Raw genomic sequence first — 15,999 nt, 5'->3', positions numbered from 1 at the left:
ATAAGCGCTGCGGTTTTTTATCGCCATTGATAATGAATGTGTACGGTTGTTATTTTTTTGCTGTTAATTAAGGACGATAGTTCCAATAGCTGCATCGCCTTTTGTGGACGCTCAGCCTTCTTGTGTGGCGATTCGTCGAATGGTCTGCAAGGCTTCCTCGCGCAGCAATGGCTGTTTCATCCGTTCGGCCAGCAACGCCATTTGCCGCGAGTATTCGCAGGCGACCACCGCCTCGACCTGTTCTCCTTTGCACAGCAAAGCGATGAAGGCGTATTGCTCGGGGTTGCCTTCGAAGACGATCCGGTCCCATTGGTCGGCGTGACCGAGCAGCTCGAAGGTTTTGTCGAAGTGATACGTCCAGAAAAATGGCACATCCACGTAGTGTGTTTCACCGCCCAACATGTTTTGCGCGGCGATCCGCGCCTGCTGCTGGGCCAGGCGCCAGTGCTCGATGCGTGTGGGGACACCTTGCAACGCAAAGGACGCGATGTCGCCGGCGGCCCACAGACCTGGTGCAGCGCGCATGCCTTCGTTTACCGGTAACCCGCCGTCATCGTCCAGCTCAACACCTTCGAGCAGATCGGTGACCGGGTTGACGCCGATGCCGATCAACACCAGATCGGCGGGAAGTCTTTGACCGTTTTCGAGCAGAACGGCCTCGACGTTGTCCTGGCCCTCGAACGCCTTCGGCTGGGTATTGGCATGAAAGACCACGCCGTTGTCTTCGTGCAGGGACAAAATCGCCAGGCCGATGCGTTCACCGAACAGCCTGCTGAACGGTGTTTCATGGTGCGCGACCACGCTGACTTGCAGGCCATGGCGGCGTAAGGCCGATGCCGATTCCAGGCCGATGAAGCTGGCACCGATGATGACCGCACGGGCGCCGGGTTTTGCAATTTTGAGAATGCGCTCGGCGTCCGCTCGCGAACGCAGCGCCAGGATGTTGTGCAGATGCGCACCGTTGATCGAAAGCGGTCTGGGTTCGCCGCCACTGGCCAGGAGCGCGGCGTCGTAGTCGAAGGTGCGCCCGTCAGCCAGGGAAACCCTTTTGGCGGCCACATCGAGACGAATGACCTCACCTTGAACGCGCTCGATTTGTTGTTCGTTGTAAAAGCGTTCATCCAGTAATGGTGGAGTTTCTTCAGGGGGCATTTCCCCGGCGAGGACATATTTGCTCAGTACCGTGCGGTCATAACCAGGATTCGTTTCACGGTCGATCACTATCAGGCGGCCGGTAAAACCGTGTTCGCGCAGGGCGGCCGTTGCCGCCGTTCCCGCAGCACCTGCGCCGACAATCACAAAGCAACGTGAATCAAGGGCACGATTGGCTTCGATGGGCGCAAGGGGCTGGTCATCCACGTGTACGTCGCCATCGACCACTTTGACCGGATAGCGGGTCAGGCCACTCAGGGCTGGCGGTTCGCACAATTGGCCGTCCTCGACCGTGAACATCGCCTTGTGCCAAGGGCAAATCAGCCGTCCATTGCAGATGACCCCTTCGTCCAGCGGCGCCTGCGCGTGCGGACATTCGCCCTGATAGGCGTAGACCTGTTCGCCGGCCCGCAGCAGCACGATCTTCAGTGAGCCGATGTCTACGCGAGTACCACGGTCTTCTCGAAGGTCGGCAAAGCGGGCGACGTTGTGCAGGGACATGACAACTCTCCGGGGCGCTATTTTCCGTTGGAGTAGGCAGTGACGGGGAGACTCAGTGAAACAGAAGCCCCGTTTGGCAGGCTCTACCCTTACAGTAAAGCAGCGAAAGCGAGTGGCCATCGAAGCCCTTCGTCAACGCTCCGGGATCGCTTGCGATCCGTTGCACGCTATGCAAACGTCATGATTCAACCTGACTGATGGCCTTCGCATGACTGATAGCAGACCCGGAAAACAAACTCCCAGCGCCCAAGACATCGTCGCCGCACTCGACCTGGAACCTCATGTTGAAGGTGGTTATTACCGCAGAACCTTTCAGGCTGACCTCCAGCCCATGGTCGAGACCGCAGGTGGTCGGCGTTATGCGATGACCTCGATCTATTACCTGCTGACCTGCACGTCTCCCGTTGGCCACTTTCATTTGAACAAATCCGACATTGTCCATTACTACCATGTAGGCGACGCGATTCAGTACTTCCTCATCTACCCGGACGGCACATTGAACACCGTGGTGATGGGCAGTGACATCTCCGCCGGGCAGTGCCTGCAACTGCACGTGCCTGGCGGTGTCTGGAAGGCTTCGCAGTTGATGGATGGATCGGCAGCTTACGGCCTGATCAGTGAAGCCGTTTCACCTGGGTTCGATGTTGCGGATATGCAATTGGGCTGTCGGCGCACGCTCAGTGAGCGGTTTCCAGAACATACGGCATTGTTTGAACAGTTAGCGCGAGCATGATTGCCAAGATCGCAGCCTGCGACAGCTCCTTATCTGTTGGCGATCTGTCAGATCAGGTGCCGAGAGTCGGCGTGGACGATCATAGCGCTCACTGAAGACCGCAACAGCGGGATCGATTATCTGTAATGACCGCCGACTCAGCCTTGCTGGCTGAGTCGGCGATACATCCCGTTATTACTTAAGGAATGCCTGCATATCGCTGTTCAGCTTTTGGATCGCCGCTTTGAAATCGTTGGCGGTAACCTGTTGGTTTGCATTCTTCAACTGTTTACCGAAAACCTTGCGTACGACTTTGGCCACGGTTTGGCCATTGCTGGCGTCAACCATCTCGGCTTCGACGTACAGCTCGGTGTCTTGGTCGCGGTGACCGGTGGCCGCCTGAGTCGCACCTATAGCGGCCGTGACCGGGAGCACCTCATACCATTTCATGCCTTCGTTGGTCGCGCCGACCCCGGTAATCGCGGCGCGTACGACCAGGACTCGCGAACCGGCAGGGGCCGATTGAACATTAGGTACCACGCGGTACTTCTGGCTCAATACGCTCTTGGCGTTTTCAGTCATGTAGGCTTGCAACTGATCCAGAGTCTGGCGGTTGACTCGCTCATTGGGCTTGGGTGCCGGGTACAGTTCCAGCTGCTTGAAGGCCACCGTGTTGTAAGCTTTCGGATTCCAGGACGGGGTTACCCAACGCATGGCTTTCTCGCCGCTGGGCGTGGTGACTTCTTGCAGGTTGTTGTAGTTGGAAAGATACCCTGAGTACTGTTCCTTTTCTGTAACTTTTGAGGTGCAACCGCCGAGCAGCAGGCCGGTCAAGGCAACGCCAACAAGCAATTTTCTGGATGTGCTCATATTTTTACTCCATGGATTGAGACGTTTTATTCAGGTCGCCTTGTAAATAGCTTAAGTCTGCCGGGCTACTGGCGATGGTCTGGTTCACGCAGAGTTCCTCATTCACTGTTGTGACAGGTTCAAGCAAGACTCAATCGCAGTCCGTCCGAAACCTGGACCCCTCGCAAATCAGCGTAGGTACGAATGGCGAAATATCCAGTAGCTATTCTCATGGACGCATTGCCCCGGAACGCCGTCAGTGGGGTGTAGAGCACATTCGGTAGCGTGCTATAGATTTTTTTTATTCCTGTCCTTGACATGCCCTGCGAACACGTCCAGAATTGCGTCCATTCCTGATTCAGGAACGAGAAAAACCCTTTAGATATCAAAGGGTTGGAAATAGATAACAATCCAGTTTCCATCTCCAGTTTGTATGCGTTTGATGTTGTTTTTTAGGCATCTGACGTTTGAGGCCGAGTAGCAAAATGGTTATGCAGTGGATTGCAAATCCACCTACGCCGGTTCGATTCCGACCTCGGCCTCCACTATAAATAGCTCCGTAGATCACTGATTTACGGAGCTTTTTTATTTGCTGTAGGTAGCAAGATTTTGTCTTGAATTTGACGTCAGCGAACTTGCTTAGAAGGGAAGGGCTGTATATATTTCTTCCCCTGCCGCATCAGCAGCAAAAAGGACTGATTGTTAATTTGATCGTTCTTGAATGCTTCACCGCGCTACCGCCCGAATGGCGAAACTGGTAGACGCATGGGACTTAAAATCCCCCGTTCGTAAGGACGTGCCGGTTCGATTCCGGCTTCGGGCACCATGAATATCAAGGGCTTGCGTGAGATACCTCACGCAAGCCCTTATTTCTTTGCTCAGCAAAAACCTGTCTCTGCTCCGCAATCCGCTTCCGCTAGTCATTTTGTCGGCGTGACTTTCATGCCTTTGCGCATACGAATGTACTGCTCAGTCATGACAACGGTCGTATGCCCAAGTTGATCTCTGGCTTGCCTGAACTGTGAGCACTGCATGGCATGCGACAAGCCGGCGACTAACCCAATCGATACTGAGATCAAGCGCAGTCAGAGCAAGTAGCCCGTTGCTTGTCCGAGGTGGTTGTCCTGCACTCCGACGATGAGGTGCGGTGGTATGTGCTGTTGCGCATCAATGGATGGAATTTCGAAGCTACCCACTATTTGAAGGTGTCGCTCACTCAGTCCGGTCGACTCTTCTTCCTTTGCCTTAGCCATTCTCGCGTGGTTCGCTGCGATTTCATTGAGAGTTGACACGTTGCATCTCCGGTGACTGACCAAGCGTATCGCTGGAGTCCTTAAGCGTTAATTTTGATTGCCGCCGCGTCAGAATTACGTCGTTCTGGGGCCGCTACGGGCGTACATAGCAATCCTTAAGCCAGGCATGGTCGCGTATACCGCGCCACGTTTTCATAAGCGACGAATGGTGGCGCGGAGTCATTCATGAGCAATGTAAAGCGCATCCGCTTGATGTATTCGGATTTGGCCCGAAGGCCGACGACATACAGTCGCTGCCCTGTTTCGGCTGGTTGAGCAGAAGCTGATCGAAATCATCCTGGAAGACGCAGTAGGGTAGGTGTGCCGCAGGTGAATGCGTTACGCGTGGATCAGGACGCGGTGTACTCGAGATACAGTCTTTCGAGAGCCTCCTGGTATTTGTCTCCCGTTAAAGACTTTTTCAGGACTGCCATGGCTTCAAGTGCTGAAGCCGAAGCCAATGCCTCATTTTCTCCCCGATAGGCGGCGCGCATTCTTGCTGCTGCGATTATCGATTCTTCAGTCGTACCCATGGTGCTGCCCTCGAAGGATTGAGTCTCACTGATAGCTGCATCCCACTACTCATTTTAACCCCGAGATACATCATGATAACCAGGCAGCCCGACTGGGAGGCGATCGAGCGCGCCTGCCGATCGGGATTGCTATCACGCTAAAGATGGCTTTGGCCCGTGTATGTGACAATGCACCGACCCACTAAGTCATGGAACGAATACACATGGTGCAATTGCTTGCGATCTCAGGAAGCCTCCGCGTAGCCTCCTCAAACTCCGCACTACTGCGTGCTGCCGAGATGCTCAGTCCTGAAGGGATGTCGATCAAGCACTATCTGGAGGTGGGTCAATTACCTCACTTCGATCCGGACCTGGCTGACGATCCTCCACAGATCGTCACAGAGCTGCGCGGGATTATTGCCAAGGCAGACGGCATTCTCATTTCGTGTCCTGAATACGCTCGCGGAATACCGGGCTCGTTCAAGAATGCACTGGATTGGCTCGTGGCCAGCCAGGACTTTCCCGGTAAACCGGTAGCACTTTTCAACGCATCACCACGAGCGAGTCACGCCCAGGCGGCCCTCAGGTTAGTGCTGGAAACGATGTCCGCGATTATTGTCGAGCCCGCTTCGATAACAGTGAACCTGCTGGCTAAAGGAATGGATGAGGCAGACATCGCAACGAGCCCGGAGATCAGTCAGCAAATCGTCTCGGCCTTGGGCGCGTTCAAGAATCAAATTGAGGGCAGTCCGGCATTTAATCATGAAGATCACTGCGTCCTTACCGCCATAACGGCCACCTTCGAAGGGGGAAGGGATATTTCCTGAGCCTATAAGACCAGGAAAAAAGGTTATTAGACGTGCAGAAGCTGCTTTGTTAAAAAACTAATGCATAGCACGCTGTTTGCGTGCCGATGCATCTCCATTTGGTTAAATGGAAATCGCCCAACATTGTGCTGGGCAACGATCAATGAGTCTGATTGCCGATACAGGGATAAGTAGCTGCGACTTTGGCCAACTGCTCGCGCACCAATGCATTGGGCTCATTGATCCCCTATCTCCTCCGCAGCTTGATCCTTTCGAACCAAGAATATCGTGTAGTAAAGGCGATGGCAGATGGCGCAGACATGACGACCCGAATGCCGACGTTCGCTGCTACGCGCTGTTCAAGGTTGACACTCTTCGAGCACTCCCAGCCGGGCAGCATGGCCACGGTGTCCGGTTGGGCGTTACGGCTTAACTGATCCAGTGCGAATCAGTCAGGAAATGGTTGGAATTTTGTCGATAAACGCAACTCGCTCACTATTGTAGAAAATTTCAACCGTTGTGTAGTGAGGCGAGTGTGGAGGCATGACTCTGGAGAATCTGGCTTGCGTGCAGCTCATCTGTTGAATCCAGTTTCCTGGTCGTTGGATCAAGTGCAGATCCAACATGAGTGATGCCGGGTTAGAACCCTGCAGGGCTCGCATGGTTAGATAGGCCTCGACTCCCGGATTGGCAACGTCAACATCTCCGACGACATGAAGGTCGTCCGGTTTCGGTGGCATCGTGTTCAGCCATGCATGCCAGTTTTTGGAGCTAATAGTCATTTTTCTATTCCTTGAGAAATGAAGCTCGAAGCTTGAGGTACTGCAGTTCCGTATGGCGCTTCGTATGCCATCGAATTTAAAGCGTAACGCCCAAGAGAAGGAAATGGATGCATACCACACGAAGATATTCGGGGAGCGCTGAAATGCGGCCAGAGACTCCATGATTAAAGGTGTAGACGAGGAATTGGCAGCAGCTCATTGGCCTGGACGAGTGGTAATCAGCCCCTTTCAGGGCGAGGAAAAATCATGATCGTGCGGGTTTCTGTGGGCATGGGGAGAGGTCTTTGGCTGGGGATCGGCTACAGTTGATAGACCACTGATAGGGAGATCGAATATGAAGTGCTTGATTTGTCAGGCTGCCGTTAGGACTGTTCACGCGCTCGGAGACTGGTCTGAGGTCAAATGCTCAGTCGGTTGTGGTCACTTCAGGGTCTCAGCGAATCTTGTTGCGAAAATGACGTTAAAGAACGAGTCCTTTGACATTGAACGCACAAGGCGATGGCTTGAAATGTCTCGTAATGACGAGTCAGTGCCGTTGATATCGACCTACGATTACAGCGTTTCCTTATTGCATCACGACGCTGAAGAGCAATCTACCAGCCAGTCGAATCGTTTTAGGCAATCCGTCACTTCGGATTAGATGGACGTTCTGACTTCGGTTTGGCGAAGCGCCTGCTGTACCGCAGTGTCGATGCTGAAGGTCCGGCGACCCTTCAGGATGAATTTACGCACCTTCGTTGCGCTCTGCGGTTAGGTGATTTTGTTTTCTGCGGGCATGGGGGAAGGGCTCCAGCCGGTATGGATGGTGCTAGATTGAAGGAGGGGCAAGCCTAAGGAGAGAATCAGATGATTACTGATGCTCGGGATGCAGCGAAGTACGTTGAGTGCTATTCGTCCATCGAAAGCCCGCAAGTGCGGGAAGCGTTTTGCATGCTGGTCGGTGCGATTTCTGCTGCGAAAAATTACAATTGCGCCCCCAAGACACTGGGTGGGTTAGAGCGGTCCATTGGGTTTTTTCTACCTCCGATGGAAGCTGCCCTTTCAGCTTTGTGTCTAATCACAATTGGCTTCTTTTTTACTTTCGGCTGCCATCCTTCAAGACTGAACATCATTCGCTTAAAGCGTTATCCGTGGAGTTTGGCGAAGTAAATGACAAGCCTGATGGCGAGTGGACCATTAAGTTGCGGTCAGTTGATGATGTTCGGCGCTTGCTACGGATGATCAATATTTTTGACTGACCGCTTGTGTGCGCTCCGCGCATCAGGGCCGCGTTACGATGCTTCTGCCTGGCATCCCCACAGATCCAAACGTTTGATCCCCTTTCCATCCATCGCCATGGCCTGCTTCTTCGATTCCAGGCGGGTTTGTTTGTGGTTCGGGCGTAAAATAGCTGAGCTACCTCATCAAAAGGAGCCGCATATGAATTCCGACCAAATGAACAAACGGACGGCTGGAGAACGAGTCGTTTGGGATCAGTATTTTTGTGCTGCATTGATTGCGGAAAGCCATCTGACGGCACCGACGGTAGGGGGGCCGAAATCGAATCACGAAGACAGGCAGAACCTGTTGGTCGATAGGGCCAAACTTCTTGCTGACAAGATGATGGAACACAGAAAATAAACCGAGCCCAGCCATTGCGCTGGGCTCTTCACATAGGGTGCCACTTTGGTCTTCCACGGCGAAATAGCCGTAATAGGCGATCACAGGGTTCGGCCAGCCCGTGATCAGGCGATAGGGCGTTTGAACCTCCTTAATTTGGGGGGATCAAACGAACAAAGTGTCAGGCATTGCCTGCCGGGAGCTGATCAAATGAAACGCACAACGACTTTGATCCTGGTGATGTCAGCAACGCTGCTGCTTGGCGGGTGCTGGCCGTATTGGCATGACCATGATGGGCGCGGGCATGATCATGGACGTTACTACGGTGACGATCATCGGGGACAAGAGTATCGCCGCTGGTAAGATCGCTGTATTGGGGCCAGGCTCTCTGTAGATGGGGCCAGCTGATCTCATTGTGCCTGGCAGGTGTGACGAGGGTATGACAGGGGCGAGAAGAACAACCCGACGCAAGGTCGGGCTGTTCGCGTACAAGTAAATTCAGTCACTTAATCGTGCTTGTACTTATTCTTGTACTTATGTTTGTGTTTGCCGTTATAACTCTTGTCACCTGAACTGCGATTACGATTATCGTCAGACAAGCTATTGCCTACTGCGCCGCCTGCGGCGCCACCAAGACCAGCGCCGATGGTGGAGCCGGTTGTGCCGCCCAGCTGATGACCAATGACCGAGCCGCCTGCCGATCCGAGCCCGCCGCCGATGGCTGCGTTGGTTTTGTTCCCTTTCGGCGCACCGACGGCACTACCGGCAGCACCTCCTACACCAGCGCCAATCGCTGCACCGGTACTTCCGCCGATTTGCTGGCCGACTATGTTACCCAGTACGCCACCCACGCCGCCACCGACGGCTGCGGTACCATCCCCAGCGGCCATTGCTCCTTGTGTGATCAGAGCACCTAGAGCAAGAGTAAGCAGTGTTATGCGCATGCTGTGGACCTCAAGAAGTAGTTATTTCGTTCAGGGCGCTATTTCAGAGTGTTGAGCACTTTGAAAAGGTACGCTTTTGCATTCTATCGCCAAGCTTCTCTCTGCAGTGTGTTCTAGTCTGAGGGATATCTAGAAATGTAGAGGTCGCTGCAAAGCTAAAGTTCGACCCGTGAAAATGGCATTTACAGCGGGAGCTGTAACAAATGGCTTGTCGCCGTGGTTATGGGTGTGTGCGTTACTCGAATATCAACTACGAGAGGGATGCAACAATGACTGAGCGCCATTTGATCCACTCGGAAACTCTTTCGAATGGATGCAAGATCGAGGTTAGGGCCAAGATACTGAGGGACGGATCGCTGCAGATGTTCATCGGTGTTTACCGGCCAGATGGCACGGTTATCCTGGAGGATAACGACCCAAAACCGCATCTGCTGGACATGGAGGACGCTCTGGACTGGGGGATCGAAATCGCTAGACGCACCGGTAACGACCAAAAACCGCTGTAAGGCTTTACGATCATTGGATTCGTTCTTTTGCTTGTCGCATCTCGCTAATGAATCATTGATCTGCTTCATGGTCGTATCTACGGTTGAACGCTTTCCGAGTTGAATTCGGGGGTAGCGACGACCCATCTCCGTAGCTCTGACCTTTGCTTTTAGGGTGTTCAAATGAAGCGCACAGCGATAATGATCCTGGCCATTTCAAGCTCTCTCCTGCTGGGAGGCTGTTGGCCTTACTGGGAAGATGAAGGAGGGTACGGTCGAGATCATGATCGCGGCCGTGAGCATGGTCGTGAATATCACCGTGGCTATGATCACCGCGATTATCGGGGGTATGACCGAGGATACGATCGTCGTGACAATGATCAGGGGTATGGTCGTAACCACGGTCGCGATCACGATGATAGAGACGACTGACGTTTAGACGCCTGCCCTTCAGAGCGGTTAATCGCCGCTCTGATTTCCCTCCTGACCCGCAGTGTGCAGTGCCGTGTTCGGAGCGCGACTTCGGATAGCGGGACTGGATATTTGGATCGCCAACGGTGCAGGAATATTTTTTGGTCAGCCACCCCAACAGACAAGGCTCTCATTCCAGACATCTATACTGTTTGTCATATGTTCAGCCATGGGGTCACGATCCTGGTGCATATCCAATTCACTCGGTGGTGATGAAGTCTTGGCATCGTTCAGCGAGGGCTCGACATGCGGATTCTGATAGGGATTGCAGCCTTTGTACTTGTTTCAGGGTGCATGACTTCACCGATTTCAGCAGAAAAAGCAGCTGGGGTTCCGAGTGACCGGGTTTTTGCATTTCAGCAACCGATCAAGGGGGACAGCGGAACGATTCTTGTGACTCGTGATGCTGGCTTGCTTGGTTCGGCCTGCTACATCGGTGTCTACGTGAACGGTGATTTTGTCGCGAGAGTAGGGCCTGGTGAAGGCGCAAGGTTTTTCACCAAGCCGGGGGAAGTCTTTGTAGGCGCTGGAGAAGACCTGAAGGGTAACGGCTTGTGCTCGATAGGTATTTCCTTGCGTGAGGTCGTAACGACCATGACTGCCGGAGAGGTAAAGCGCTTTCGAATTTACGGTGATGTGAGCGACGGTATTTCCATAGCTCCAAGCTCCCGCTGAAGTAGCCATGTATCGTTCGTTGGTGTCGACCACACCCGCTAGAATGGGGCAACTTCACAGTGCTGCGGTGGTTGTTGATGCGTAGAGAAATTGGTTATTGGGATCGCGAAGGCAGGGAGCTTTTCTATTATCTGGAGTTCAAGGCAGAAACGGCAGCGTTCTTCATTACCTGCGAGCACACACCTCGTGAGGGTGAAGGCAGCGTCAGATCCGTGCTGCTTAGTGAGGCTCGCGGTGAGCGCTACTACGAAGATGCCTTGCTGATCATCAAAGAGGAACTGTTCAAGAATTACCGGATCTGACTGCGTTTGCGCACGTACTGTGACGGGCATGTGAATCTCTAGTCCCGCAGAGACGTAGACTTGAAAAAAGTGTGGTTATTTAAGGGGTTAGGTGATTTTTTTGAGTGAAATCAAGATGTAAATATCTTGTTGCATGTTGACTGATGAGCTACGATAGCTCCGTGTTCACCTACCACGGTTTACGCATTTTTAAGGCCCAAGCGTCCATCAGCTGCTTGGGTTTTTTTTTGCCTGAAATTTGTCGCTGGCTGGAACCGGCTTTTGAACATTGGCCGTTTCGAAACCTCTAATACGTATCGACCGCAGGGCCTACGAGAGGTGAGCCATGAAGACCGATCAGCATGCACCGGGCGCCAACAAAACAGTTGAGCCGATCCTTACAGGTGAAGCGAAACAGGACCGCGACGAGCTCGAAACAAATAATCCGAAAAAGTGGAGGGATGATCAAAACTCGGTCGATAACGAGCTCGAAAAACTCCACGACAAAGCCAGGCCTCTGACCTCGCGGTAAACAACGCGAGTCAGTGAGTTTCAAAAAATGCATCTCACCGCCGGGCGAGATGCATTTTTCGTATCAGGCAATCAAATCTACTTTGCCGCTTGCCAGGCGATAGATGCCTCCGACGACTTTCAGCGTGCCCTTGCTCAGTGCTTCCGTCAGTACGGGTGAGGTATTCTTGACGTTGTTTACCGAGTCTTTGACGTTTTGCACGGTCGCGTTTTCGAGAAGATCTCCCGGCTCCTTGAGGACCTTCTCGATAGCGGGTCTGAGCGCGTCAGTCAGTTTCTGGATTTGGCCCGGGAAAACCTGTCCTTTGTTGCCTTGATGCCGGCAGTGAGGGCGCCGCAGTCTTGATGCCCTAGCACCAGAATCAGCGGGGCGCCGAGCGCCAGGACTGCATATTCCAGATTTGCCAAGCCTTCTTCCGTGACAAAGTTGCCCGCGACACGCACCGCGAAAAGGTCTCCGCGGGCGGTGTCAAATGCATACTCGGGGGCGATGCGCGAGTCAGCGCAACTTAATACTGCCGCAAACGGGTTCTGGCCAGGCTGATTGCCCTTGATCAGTCGTTGAAGGGCCATGTCCGGGCTGATCGAGTTTTGTGGTTTTGGCGGTGGGGCCTTTTTTTCGGCGGCCTGGACGATGCTGTCGGGGAGTGCGTCGGCAAGTAACAGGGCGCCGGCCCCTAGTCCTGCAAGTCGGAGAAAGCGCCGACGACCATCCGCTTCGAGCGCAGGGTTTGAATCACAGGATTCACACATAGTCTTGTGTACTCACGGTTTGGGTGGGAGTGGCTCGCTATCAAGGGCTAATACTTGCATGAACCCTCAGTACTTCTTCGTTGGAGTCTCGGTGGTTTGCAGAGGACTGTTTCGGGCAACGCAGCATTACTCAGGTGAGAAACACATAGCACTTTGCGCTTAATTCGTTCGCATTCGCCGGGGTCAGCTAACCTGTAAAGATCAGGTAACACTCCAGTACACAATCCCCCACGGACGGAATGCCATGTTTCCTCTTCTTGAGCTTTGCCAAATTGTGGAGTCCGGTTTCCATCCACTCTCGTGCAGCTGCACGGTGAGTCCCGACGGATCGTTGAGGATCGAAATTGTCGAGCCAGAATCCGCACGCGTTGAATTACTGATCACCGGCGTATCGACCGCGAAGTTGACCAGTGTCCGGGAAATATCCAACTTTATCGGCGAGTTACGGACTGAGATGAAAGCCGGGCGTAGAGCGTTCGCAGGCTGATACAGAGATCGAATAAACCAAGGGTTTGCTGGCGAAGGCTAATGCAAACCCTTGTTGGTTTCTGGTCTGCCACTTGCCTGCTTGCTACACACTCTAGCGTCCATCAGTCAGCGACCTGCTGACATGGACGTTATGTCGCCACGCAGCTGTTCGGTACTCAGCCCGTCAGCGTGACGCCGGAAGCGCTTTTCTGGCCGAGGTGATGGCGGTTTTCGCTGCGCCTGTGTAGGCGTCTGGCGAATAATCGGACGGAAGGCTTGATTTTCGGGAAGAGCCTGGCAGTGGAAATCTGGTAGTTGCATCAAGTTCACGAGAGGGTTATCAAGTCTTATGCAGTGATACCGATTTTCAGAGCGTCGCATCGAGTGATGCCGTGACGCGGAGGGAGTTGCCATGTTACTCAACAAACCCGAACACGAACTGCGCAGCGATTTCCAGAACCTTGCGTCTGATTTACGATGGTCAGCGGTGGAGCTCAAAAGCATTGCCGAGCGACTGAGGCAGGCTGGTAATGAGGTCGACGCTCAGTCACTGCTCAAGACGTGTCAAGTGCTGGAGACCGCCGAAGAGCGGCTGGCAACCTATGCGGAGGAAGTGAAGGCTCATCGAATCAGCCTTAAATGAGCATGGCTCACTCTTTCTGCTCTTCGGGCCCCGTCATTTCAGGGCCCGGGCTTGGTGCATCCTTTTGGATTTGACGGAACGATGGAAATTTCCAGGCGTCTCACATGAAGTCGCCTTTATACAGTAGGGAGATGTACCCAATTGAAGGATAGGTTATCAAGTCTGGCCGTTGTCACATTAATGGCACTCGGTGGAATCTCGTTGCTGTTCGTTATCAAGTACTGCATCGAGTACTTTGAAGGGCCCATTGCCGAGTCCTGGATCGATCTCGCGCTCGTTCTCTCGGGCTATGTACTGTTTTTTCTGCTTGAGCCCTTCCACAAGTGGTCGAGAAAAAAGTGGAGTAAAGGTGCGAGGCAAAAAAAAAGACAACGTAAATGTGAGGGTGTTAGATAAGGCGATGGTTTCAACCGCTTGATACACAGACTTTGGTCCGGATGTCTGGAATTGTCAGATTTCCGTAACCGTGACAACCCTTTCACGAAGTCTTCACCCTGACCTGCCTAGATTGACCTGACTCCTTTGAGATATTCCCTTTAAGCCCGCCCGCATGCGGGCTTTTTTTCGACCTGAATATTGTCCATTCGTCGATAGGCTCTCCAATGAATCCCGTCATTTATGCAGATCCCCTACATTCAATACGTTGCTCAAGGGCGTTAAAGGATAAATTGGGTAGACGCACTGAGCGACTCAACTCTACGAAATCGGGAGCGATCTGATGAGCGACAAACCCACGATTTTGTTGGTACACGGCTTTTGGGGCAGTGCAGCGCACTGGAGCAGGGTCATCGCAGATCTGCTGGTCAGTCAGATCGAGCAGTTGAAGATGGACGCTCCCGCTGAGCAAAAGGCGCACTGATATGCAGCATCTTGACCTGCAAGTGGTTCGACGAGCGTTGGCCTGGTCCAGCGCCGGTCAGCGTGTGTGGCTCTGCAGCGTGCTCAGCACCTACGGTTCGGCGCCCCGGGCGCCGGGCTCGATGCTGGCGGTCAACGATAGCGGCCATTGGATTGGTTCGCTGTCGGGCGGCTGTGTCGAAGATGACTTTCTTGAGCGCATGGCCGAAGGGGTGTTTCTCGACGCCGTTTCGGTGGTGCGCTACGGCGAAGGCAATGACCCGCGCGCTCAGGTAAAGCTGCCCTGCGGCGGGTTGCTCGACGTGTTGGTGGAAAAGCTTGAACCGGACTGTGAGGTGCAAGCCCATCTGCGTGAGCTGGAGTCCGCCTTGCTCGGCCAGCGTCGCTTGATTCGTGAAGTGAATCTGGCCAGCGGCGCACGCAGTTTGCGGGTTGACCGTGAACACGGATCGCGTATCGAACGAGAAATCGATCGGGTGCGTGTGCGCGTCGGTGCGGCCCAGCGACTGCTGCTCGCCGGTTATTCCAGCGTGGCGCAGGCGTGTGCCGAGTTTGCGGTTGGCCTGGGTTTCGAGGTGATTCTGTGTGATCCGCGTGAGGAGGTCCTCGAAGGGGTGGTCCTGGAGAACGTGGAGATTCGTCGCGAGTTGCCGTCGGTGTTCATTGCCGACGGTGGTTGCCACAGAGATACAGCGGTGGTGGCGCTGACACACGATCCGCGCATTGATGATCTGGCCATGATGGAAGCAGTGCGCACCGAGGCGTTTTACATCGGTGTGATGGGCTCGATGCAAACCTCGCAAAAGCGCTTTGAGCGTTTGCGGCGCATCGGTGGTTTGGGTGAGGCTGAGCTGGCACGTGTTCACGCGCCCATCGGGCTTAATCTGGGCAGTAAGACGCCGGCGGAAATCGCTTTGGCGGTGCTCGCCGATATTCTGCGTATTCGCAGCGGTATTGCTCGGGATCGGCTCTGAAAAAGCACCGTATCGGTGGGGTGCCGATCCTGAGCGAGTCCCGGCTTCAGTTGGCTTGAGCGTACGAGCCGGAGCTTGCTTAGCGGAATCGAGGCAGTGGCCGGTCGATAGGTTTGAGCGACGTCAGCGCGTTCTGAATCAGCGGTGCATCTTTCTCGATGTCTTGCAGACGGTCGCGAATTTTCATCGCAGTGGGGTGGCCGCCATGGATGTCGACCCAGTCGGCAATTTCCTTGCAGGCAGCCGCCAAACGCGCCTGACGCGAGTCGAGCAGGGTGAGCAATGTGGTGATGGACTCTTTTTCGGACATGAGAAACACCTCCGTATCAGAGAAGCTTTTGATCGAGCAACAAAACGCTCGCCGGAAGCGAGCGTTTGCCGATGAGGTCGCCGATCCTTCAGCTAAAACCAGTATAGACCCAGAAAATCAATTGCAACGGCGCAGCCATAGGCCTGCGTTTCAGACTTTACGCGAGCCCCGCGAGCTGGCGGCATTGAGACGCCTGCACTCACGCATGGCATCTTCCATACGATCGTAACCGTCGCCGATAAAACCGCCACCGGTGCGAGTATCGGCAATCCGGTACCAGACCGCCGCAATCGGCTGCTGATGAGCCACTTCTCCTTCACGGCGACCCTGGACGGTGATCTTGTTGCAACGTTTCACAACGAAAATGTCTTCCATGGCTTCACCGAGGTGCAATCGTGTTC

The 15,999-nt window shown here is 53.9% G+C and carries 20 protein-coding genes, 2 tRNA genes and 2 pseudogenes; 14 read left to right on the top strand and 10 right to left on the bottom strand.

Translation table 11 applies throughout. The features are described 5' to 3' along the window. Nucleotides 1-111: 111 nt before the first annotated feature. Nucleotides 112-1,653, bottom strand: coding sequence for an FAD-dependent oxidoreductase (locus tag AC1RPZ_RS13775; RefSeq protein ID WP_493137588.1), 1,542 nt, complete (start codon nt 1,651-1,653; stop codon nt 112-114). Nucleotides 1,654-1,861: 208 nt separating this feature from the next. Between AC1RPZ_RS13775 and AC1RPZ_RS13770 the strand changes: the two genes are divergently transcribed. Then, the gene (locus AC1RPZ_RS13770) at nt 1,862-2,386 is read left to right on the top strand and encodes a cupin domain-containing protein (RefSeq protein ID WP_493137587.1); all 525 of its coding nucleotides are present in this window, start codon (nt 1,862-1,864) and stop codon (nt 2,384-2,386) included. A gap of 174 nt (nt 2,387-2,560) precedes the next feature. Here AC1RPZ_RS13770 and AC1RPZ_RS13765 read toward each other — a convergent pair whose 3' ends face one another. Continuing rightward, nucleotides 2,561-3,235, bottom strand: coding sequence for a DUF3313 domain-containing protein (locus AC1RPZ_RS13765; protein WP_493137586.1), 675 nt, complete (start codon nt 3,233-3,235; stop codon nt 2,561-2,563). A 450-nt stretch (nt 3,236-3,685) separates the two neighbouring features. Here AC1RPZ_RS13765 and AC1RPZ_RS13760 point away from each other — a divergent pair. Both AC1RPZ_RS13760 and AC1RPZ_RS13755 read left to right on the top strand, forming a co-directional pair. Then, nucleotides 3,686-3,759: transfer RNA gene (locus AC1RPZ_RS13760), tRNA-Cys, on the top strand. Between the two features lie 194 nt (nt 3,760-3,953). Beyond that, nucleotides 3,954-4,040 (top strand) — tRNA-Leu (locus tag AC1RPZ_RS13755). A 259-nt stretch (nt 4,041-4,299) separates the two neighbouring features. Here the strand turns inward: AC1RPZ_RS13755 and AC1RPZ_RS13750 are convergent. Together AC1RPZ_RS13750 and AC1RPZ_RS13745 are read right to left on the bottom strand one after the other, a co-directional pair. Next, entirely contained in the window at nt 4,300-4,506 is a 207-nt protein-coding gene (locus AC1RPZ_RS13750) for a hypothetical protein (RefSeq protein ID WP_493137585.1), read from the bottom strand. Between the two features lie 350 nt (nt 4,507-4,856). Beyond that, nucleotides 4,857-5,039 carry a hypothetical protein gene (locus AC1RPZ_RS13745; protein WP_493137584.1) on the bottom strand — a complete coding sequence of 61 codons (183 nt, stop codon included), beginning with the start codon at nt 5,037-5,039 and terminating at the stop codon, nt 4,857-4,859. A 203-nt stretch (nt 5,040-5,242) separates the two neighbouring features. Between AC1RPZ_RS13745 and AC1RPZ_RS13740 the strand changes: the two genes are divergently transcribed. Continuing rightward, nucleotides 5,243-5,845, top strand: a complete 603-nt coding sequence (locus tag AC1RPZ_RS13740) for an NADPH-dependent FMN reductase (RefSeq protein ID WP_493137583.1) — start codon at nt 5,243-5,245, stop codon at nt 5,843-5,845. Nucleotides 5,846-6,071: 226 nt separating this feature from the next. On the opposite strand, the gene AC1RPZ_RS13735 is transcribed toward AC1RPZ_RS13740, so the two are convergent. Both AC1RPZ_RS13735 and AC1RPZ_RS13730 read right to left on the bottom strand, forming a co-directional pair. Further along, nucleotides 6,072-6,266: a DUF4406 domain-containing protein gene (locus tag AC1RPZ_RS13735; protein WP_493137767.1), complete on the bottom strand. Its 195-nt coding sequence runs from the start codon at nt 6,264-6,266 to the stop codon at nt 6,072-6,074. Between the two features lie 10 nt (nt 6,267-6,276). Continuing rightward, nucleotides 6,277-6,606, bottom strand: coding sequence for a hypothetical protein (locus AC1RPZ_RS13730; RefSeq protein WP_493137582.1), 330 nt, complete (start codon nt 6,604-6,606; stop codon nt 6,277-6,279). Between the two features lie 846 nt (nt 6,607-7,452). Here AC1RPZ_RS13730 and AC1RPZ_RS13725 point away from each other — a divergent pair. Next, a complete protein-coding gene (locus tag AC1RPZ_RS13725; RefSeq protein ID WP_493137581.1) occupies nt 7,453-7,755 on the top strand; it encodes a hypothetical protein in 303 nt (100 codons plus the stop codon). 270 nt (nt 7,756-8,025) lie between these two features. Beyond that, nucleotides 8,026-8,226: a hypothetical protein gene (locus tag AC1RPZ_RS13720; RefSeq protein WP_493137580.1), complete on the top strand. Its 201-nt coding sequence runs from the start codon at nt 8,026-8,028 to the stop codon at nt 8,224-8,226. A 485-nt stretch (nt 8,227-8,711) separates the two neighbouring features. Here the strand turns inward: AC1RPZ_RS13720 and AC1RPZ_RS13715 are convergent, their stop codons facing one another. Further along, nucleotides 8,712-9,149: a glycine zipper domain-containing protein gene (locus AC1RPZ_RS13715; RefSeq protein WP_493137579.1), complete on the bottom strand. Its 438-nt coding sequence runs from the start codon at nt 9,147-9,149 to the stop codon at nt 8,712-8,714. 269 nt (nt 9,150-9,418) lie between these two features. Here AC1RPZ_RS13715 and AC1RPZ_RS13710 point away from each other — a divergent pair, with 269 nt between their 5' ends. The 4 genes from AC1RPZ_RS13710 to AC1RPZ_RS13695 all read left to right on the top strand — a co-directional run bounded on the left by AC1RPZ_RS13710 (nt 9,419) and on the right by AC1RPZ_RS13695 (nt 11,593). Further along, on the top strand, nt 9,419-9,655 hold the full coding sequence (locus AC1RPZ_RS13710; protein WP_493137578.1) for a hypothetical protein: 237 nt from the start codon (nt 9,419-9,421) through the stop codon (nt 9,653-9,655). Between the two features lie 696 nt (nt 9,656-10,351). Continuing rightward, nucleotides 10,352-10,780 carry a hypothetical protein gene (locus tag AC1RPZ_RS13705; RefSeq protein ID WP_493137577.1) on the top strand — a complete coding sequence of 143 codons (429 nt, stop codon included), beginning with the start codon at nt 10,352-10,354 and terminating at the stop codon, nt 10,778-10,780. Between the two features lie 77 nt (nt 10,781-10,857). After that, entirely contained in the window at nt 10,858-11,082 is a 225-nt protein-coding gene (locus AC1RPZ_RS13700) for a hypothetical protein (RefSeq protein WP_493137576.1), read from the top strand. A 325-nt stretch (nt 11,083-11,407) separates the two neighbouring features. Next, nucleotides 11,408-11,593, top strand: a complete 186-nt coding sequence (locus tag AC1RPZ_RS13695; RefSeq protein WP_493137575.1) for a hypothetical protein — start codon at nt 11,408-11,410, stop codon at nt 11,591-11,593. Nucleotides 11,594-11,656: 63 nt separating this feature from the next. Here AC1RPZ_RS13695 and AC1RPZ_RS13690 read toward each other — a convergent pair. Then, nucleotides 11,657-12,345: pseudogene (locus AC1RPZ_RS13690) on the bottom strand (carbonic anhydrase). Nucleotides 12,346-12,589: 244 nt separating this feature from the next. Between AC1RPZ_RS13690 and AC1RPZ_RS13685 the strand changes: the two are divergent. From AC1RPZ_RS13685 to AC1RPZ_RS13670, 4 genes and pseudogenes are all read left to right on the top strand, one after another. Further along, entirely contained in the window at nt 12,590-12,832 is a 243-nt protein-coding gene (locus tag AC1RPZ_RS13685) for a DUF1652 domain-containing protein (RefSeq protein ID WP_493137574.1), read from the top strand. Between the two features lie 393 nt (nt 12,833-13,225). Continuing rightward, nucleotides 13,226-13,456: a hypothetical protein gene (locus AC1RPZ_RS13680; RefSeq protein WP_493137573.1), complete on the top strand. Its 231-nt coding sequence runs from the start codon at nt 13,226-13,228 to the stop codon at nt 13,454-13,456. A gap of 718 nt (nt 13,457-14,174) precedes the next feature. Then, nucleotides 14,175-14,258: pseudogene (locus AC1RPZ_RS13675) on the top strand (alpha/beta hydrolase); the annotation flags it as partial. Between the two features lie 58 nt (nt 14,259-14,316). Then, nucleotides 14,317-15,288, top strand: coding sequence for an XdhC family protein (locus AC1RPZ_RS13670; protein WP_493137572.1), 972 nt, complete (start codon nt 14,317-14,319; stop codon nt 15,286-15,288). 79 nt (nt 15,289-15,367) lie between these two features. Here AC1RPZ_RS13670 and AC1RPZ_RS13665 read toward each other — a convergent pair whose 3' ends face one another. Together AC1RPZ_RS13665 and AC1RPZ_RS13660 are read right to left on the bottom strand one after the other, a co-directional pair. Continuing rightward, the gene (locus AC1RPZ_RS13665; protein WP_071550498.1) at nt 15,368-15,598 is read right to left on the bottom strand and encodes a hypothetical protein; all 231 of its coding nucleotides are present in this window, start codon (nt 15,596-15,598) and stop codon (nt 15,368-15,370) included. 150 nt (nt 15,599-15,748) lie between these two features. Then, nucleotides 15,749-15,973 (bottom strand): hypothetical protein, encoded by a 225-nt coding sequence (locus AC1RPZ_RS13660; protein WP_493137571.1) that lies wholly within the window; start codon nt 15,971-15,973, stop codon nt 15,749-15,751. Nucleotides 15,974-15,999: the final 26 nt, after the last annotated feature.

It is taken from the genome of Pseudomonas sp. GW822-FHT02D10 (genome assembly GCF_058802345.1).
The sequence above is the reverse complement of the archived record's forward strand: the minus strand, read 5'-3'. Positions and strand labels throughout refer to the sequence as shown.

Coding starts and splice junctions, on each gene's coding strand:
- AC1RPZ_RS13775 (WP_493137588.1), bottom strand. CDS start 1,653: ATGTCCCTGCACAACGTCGCCCGCTTTGCCGACCTTCGAGAAGACCGT.
- AC1RPZ_RS13770 (WP_493137587.1), top strand. CDS start 1,862: ATGACTGATAGCAGACCCGGAAAACAAACTCCCAGCGCCCAAGACATC.
- AC1RPZ_RS13765 (WP_493137586.1), bottom strand. CDS start 3,235: ATGAGCACATCCAGAAAATTGCTTGTTGGCGTTGCCTTGACCGGCCTG.
- AC1RPZ_RS13745 (WP_493137584.1), bottom strand. CDS start 5,039: ATGGGTACGACTGAAGAATCGATAATCGCAGCAGCAAGAATGCGCGCC.
- AC1RPZ_RS13740 (WP_493137583.1), top strand. CDS start 5,243: ATGGTGCAATTGCTTGCGATCTCAGGAAGCCTCCGCGTAGCCTCCTCA.
- AC1RPZ_RS13730 (WP_493137582.1), bottom strand. CDS start 6,606: ATGACTATTAGCTCCAAAAACTGGCATGCATGGCTGAACACGATGCCA.
- AC1RPZ_RS13725 (WP_493137581.1), top strand. CDS start 7,453: ATGATTACTGATGCTCGGGATGCAGCGAAGTACGTTGAGTGCTATTCG.
- AC1RPZ_RS13720 (WP_493137580.1), top strand. CDS start 8,026: ATGAATTCCGACCAAATGAACAAACGGACGGCTGGAGAACGAGTCGTT.
- AC1RPZ_RS13715 (WP_493137579.1), bottom strand. CDS start 9,149: ATGCGCATAACACTGCTTACTCTTGCTCTAGGTGCTCTGATCACACAA.
- AC1RPZ_RS13710 (WP_493137578.1), top strand. CDS start 9,419: ATGACTGAGCGCCATTTGATCCACTCGGAAACTCTTTCGAATGGATGC.
- AC1RPZ_RS13705 (WP_493137577.1), top strand. CDS start 10,352: ATGCGGATTCTGATAGGGATTGCAGCCTTTGTACTTGTTTCAGGGTGC.
- AC1RPZ_RS13700 (WP_493137576.1), top strand. CDS start 10,858: ATGCGTAGAGAAATTGGTTATTGGGATCGCGAAGGCAGGGAGCTTTTC.
- AC1RPZ_RS13695 (WP_493137575.1), top strand. CDS start 11,408: ATGAAGACCGATCAGCATGCACCGGGCGCCAACAAAACAGTTGAGCCG.
- AC1RPZ_RS13685 (WP_493137574.1), top strand. CDS start 12,590: ATGTTTCCTCTTCTTGAGCTTTGCCAAATTGTGGAGTCCGGTTTCCAT.
- AC1RPZ_RS13680 (WP_493137573.1), top strand. CDS start 13,226: ATGTTACTCAACAAACCCGAACACGAACTGCGCAGCGATTTCCAGAAC.
- AC1RPZ_RS13670 (WP_493137572.1), top strand. CDS start 14,317: ATGCAGCATCTTGACCTGCAAGTGGTTCGACGAGCGTTGGCCTGGTCC.
- AC1RPZ_RS13665 (WP_071550498.1), bottom strand. CDS start 15,598: ATGTCCGAAAAAGAGTCCATCACCACATTGCTCACCCTGCTCGACTCG.
- AC1RPZ_RS13660 (WP_493137571.1), bottom strand. CDS start 15,973: ATGGAAGACATTTTCGTTGTGAAACGTTGCAACAAGATCACCGTCCAG.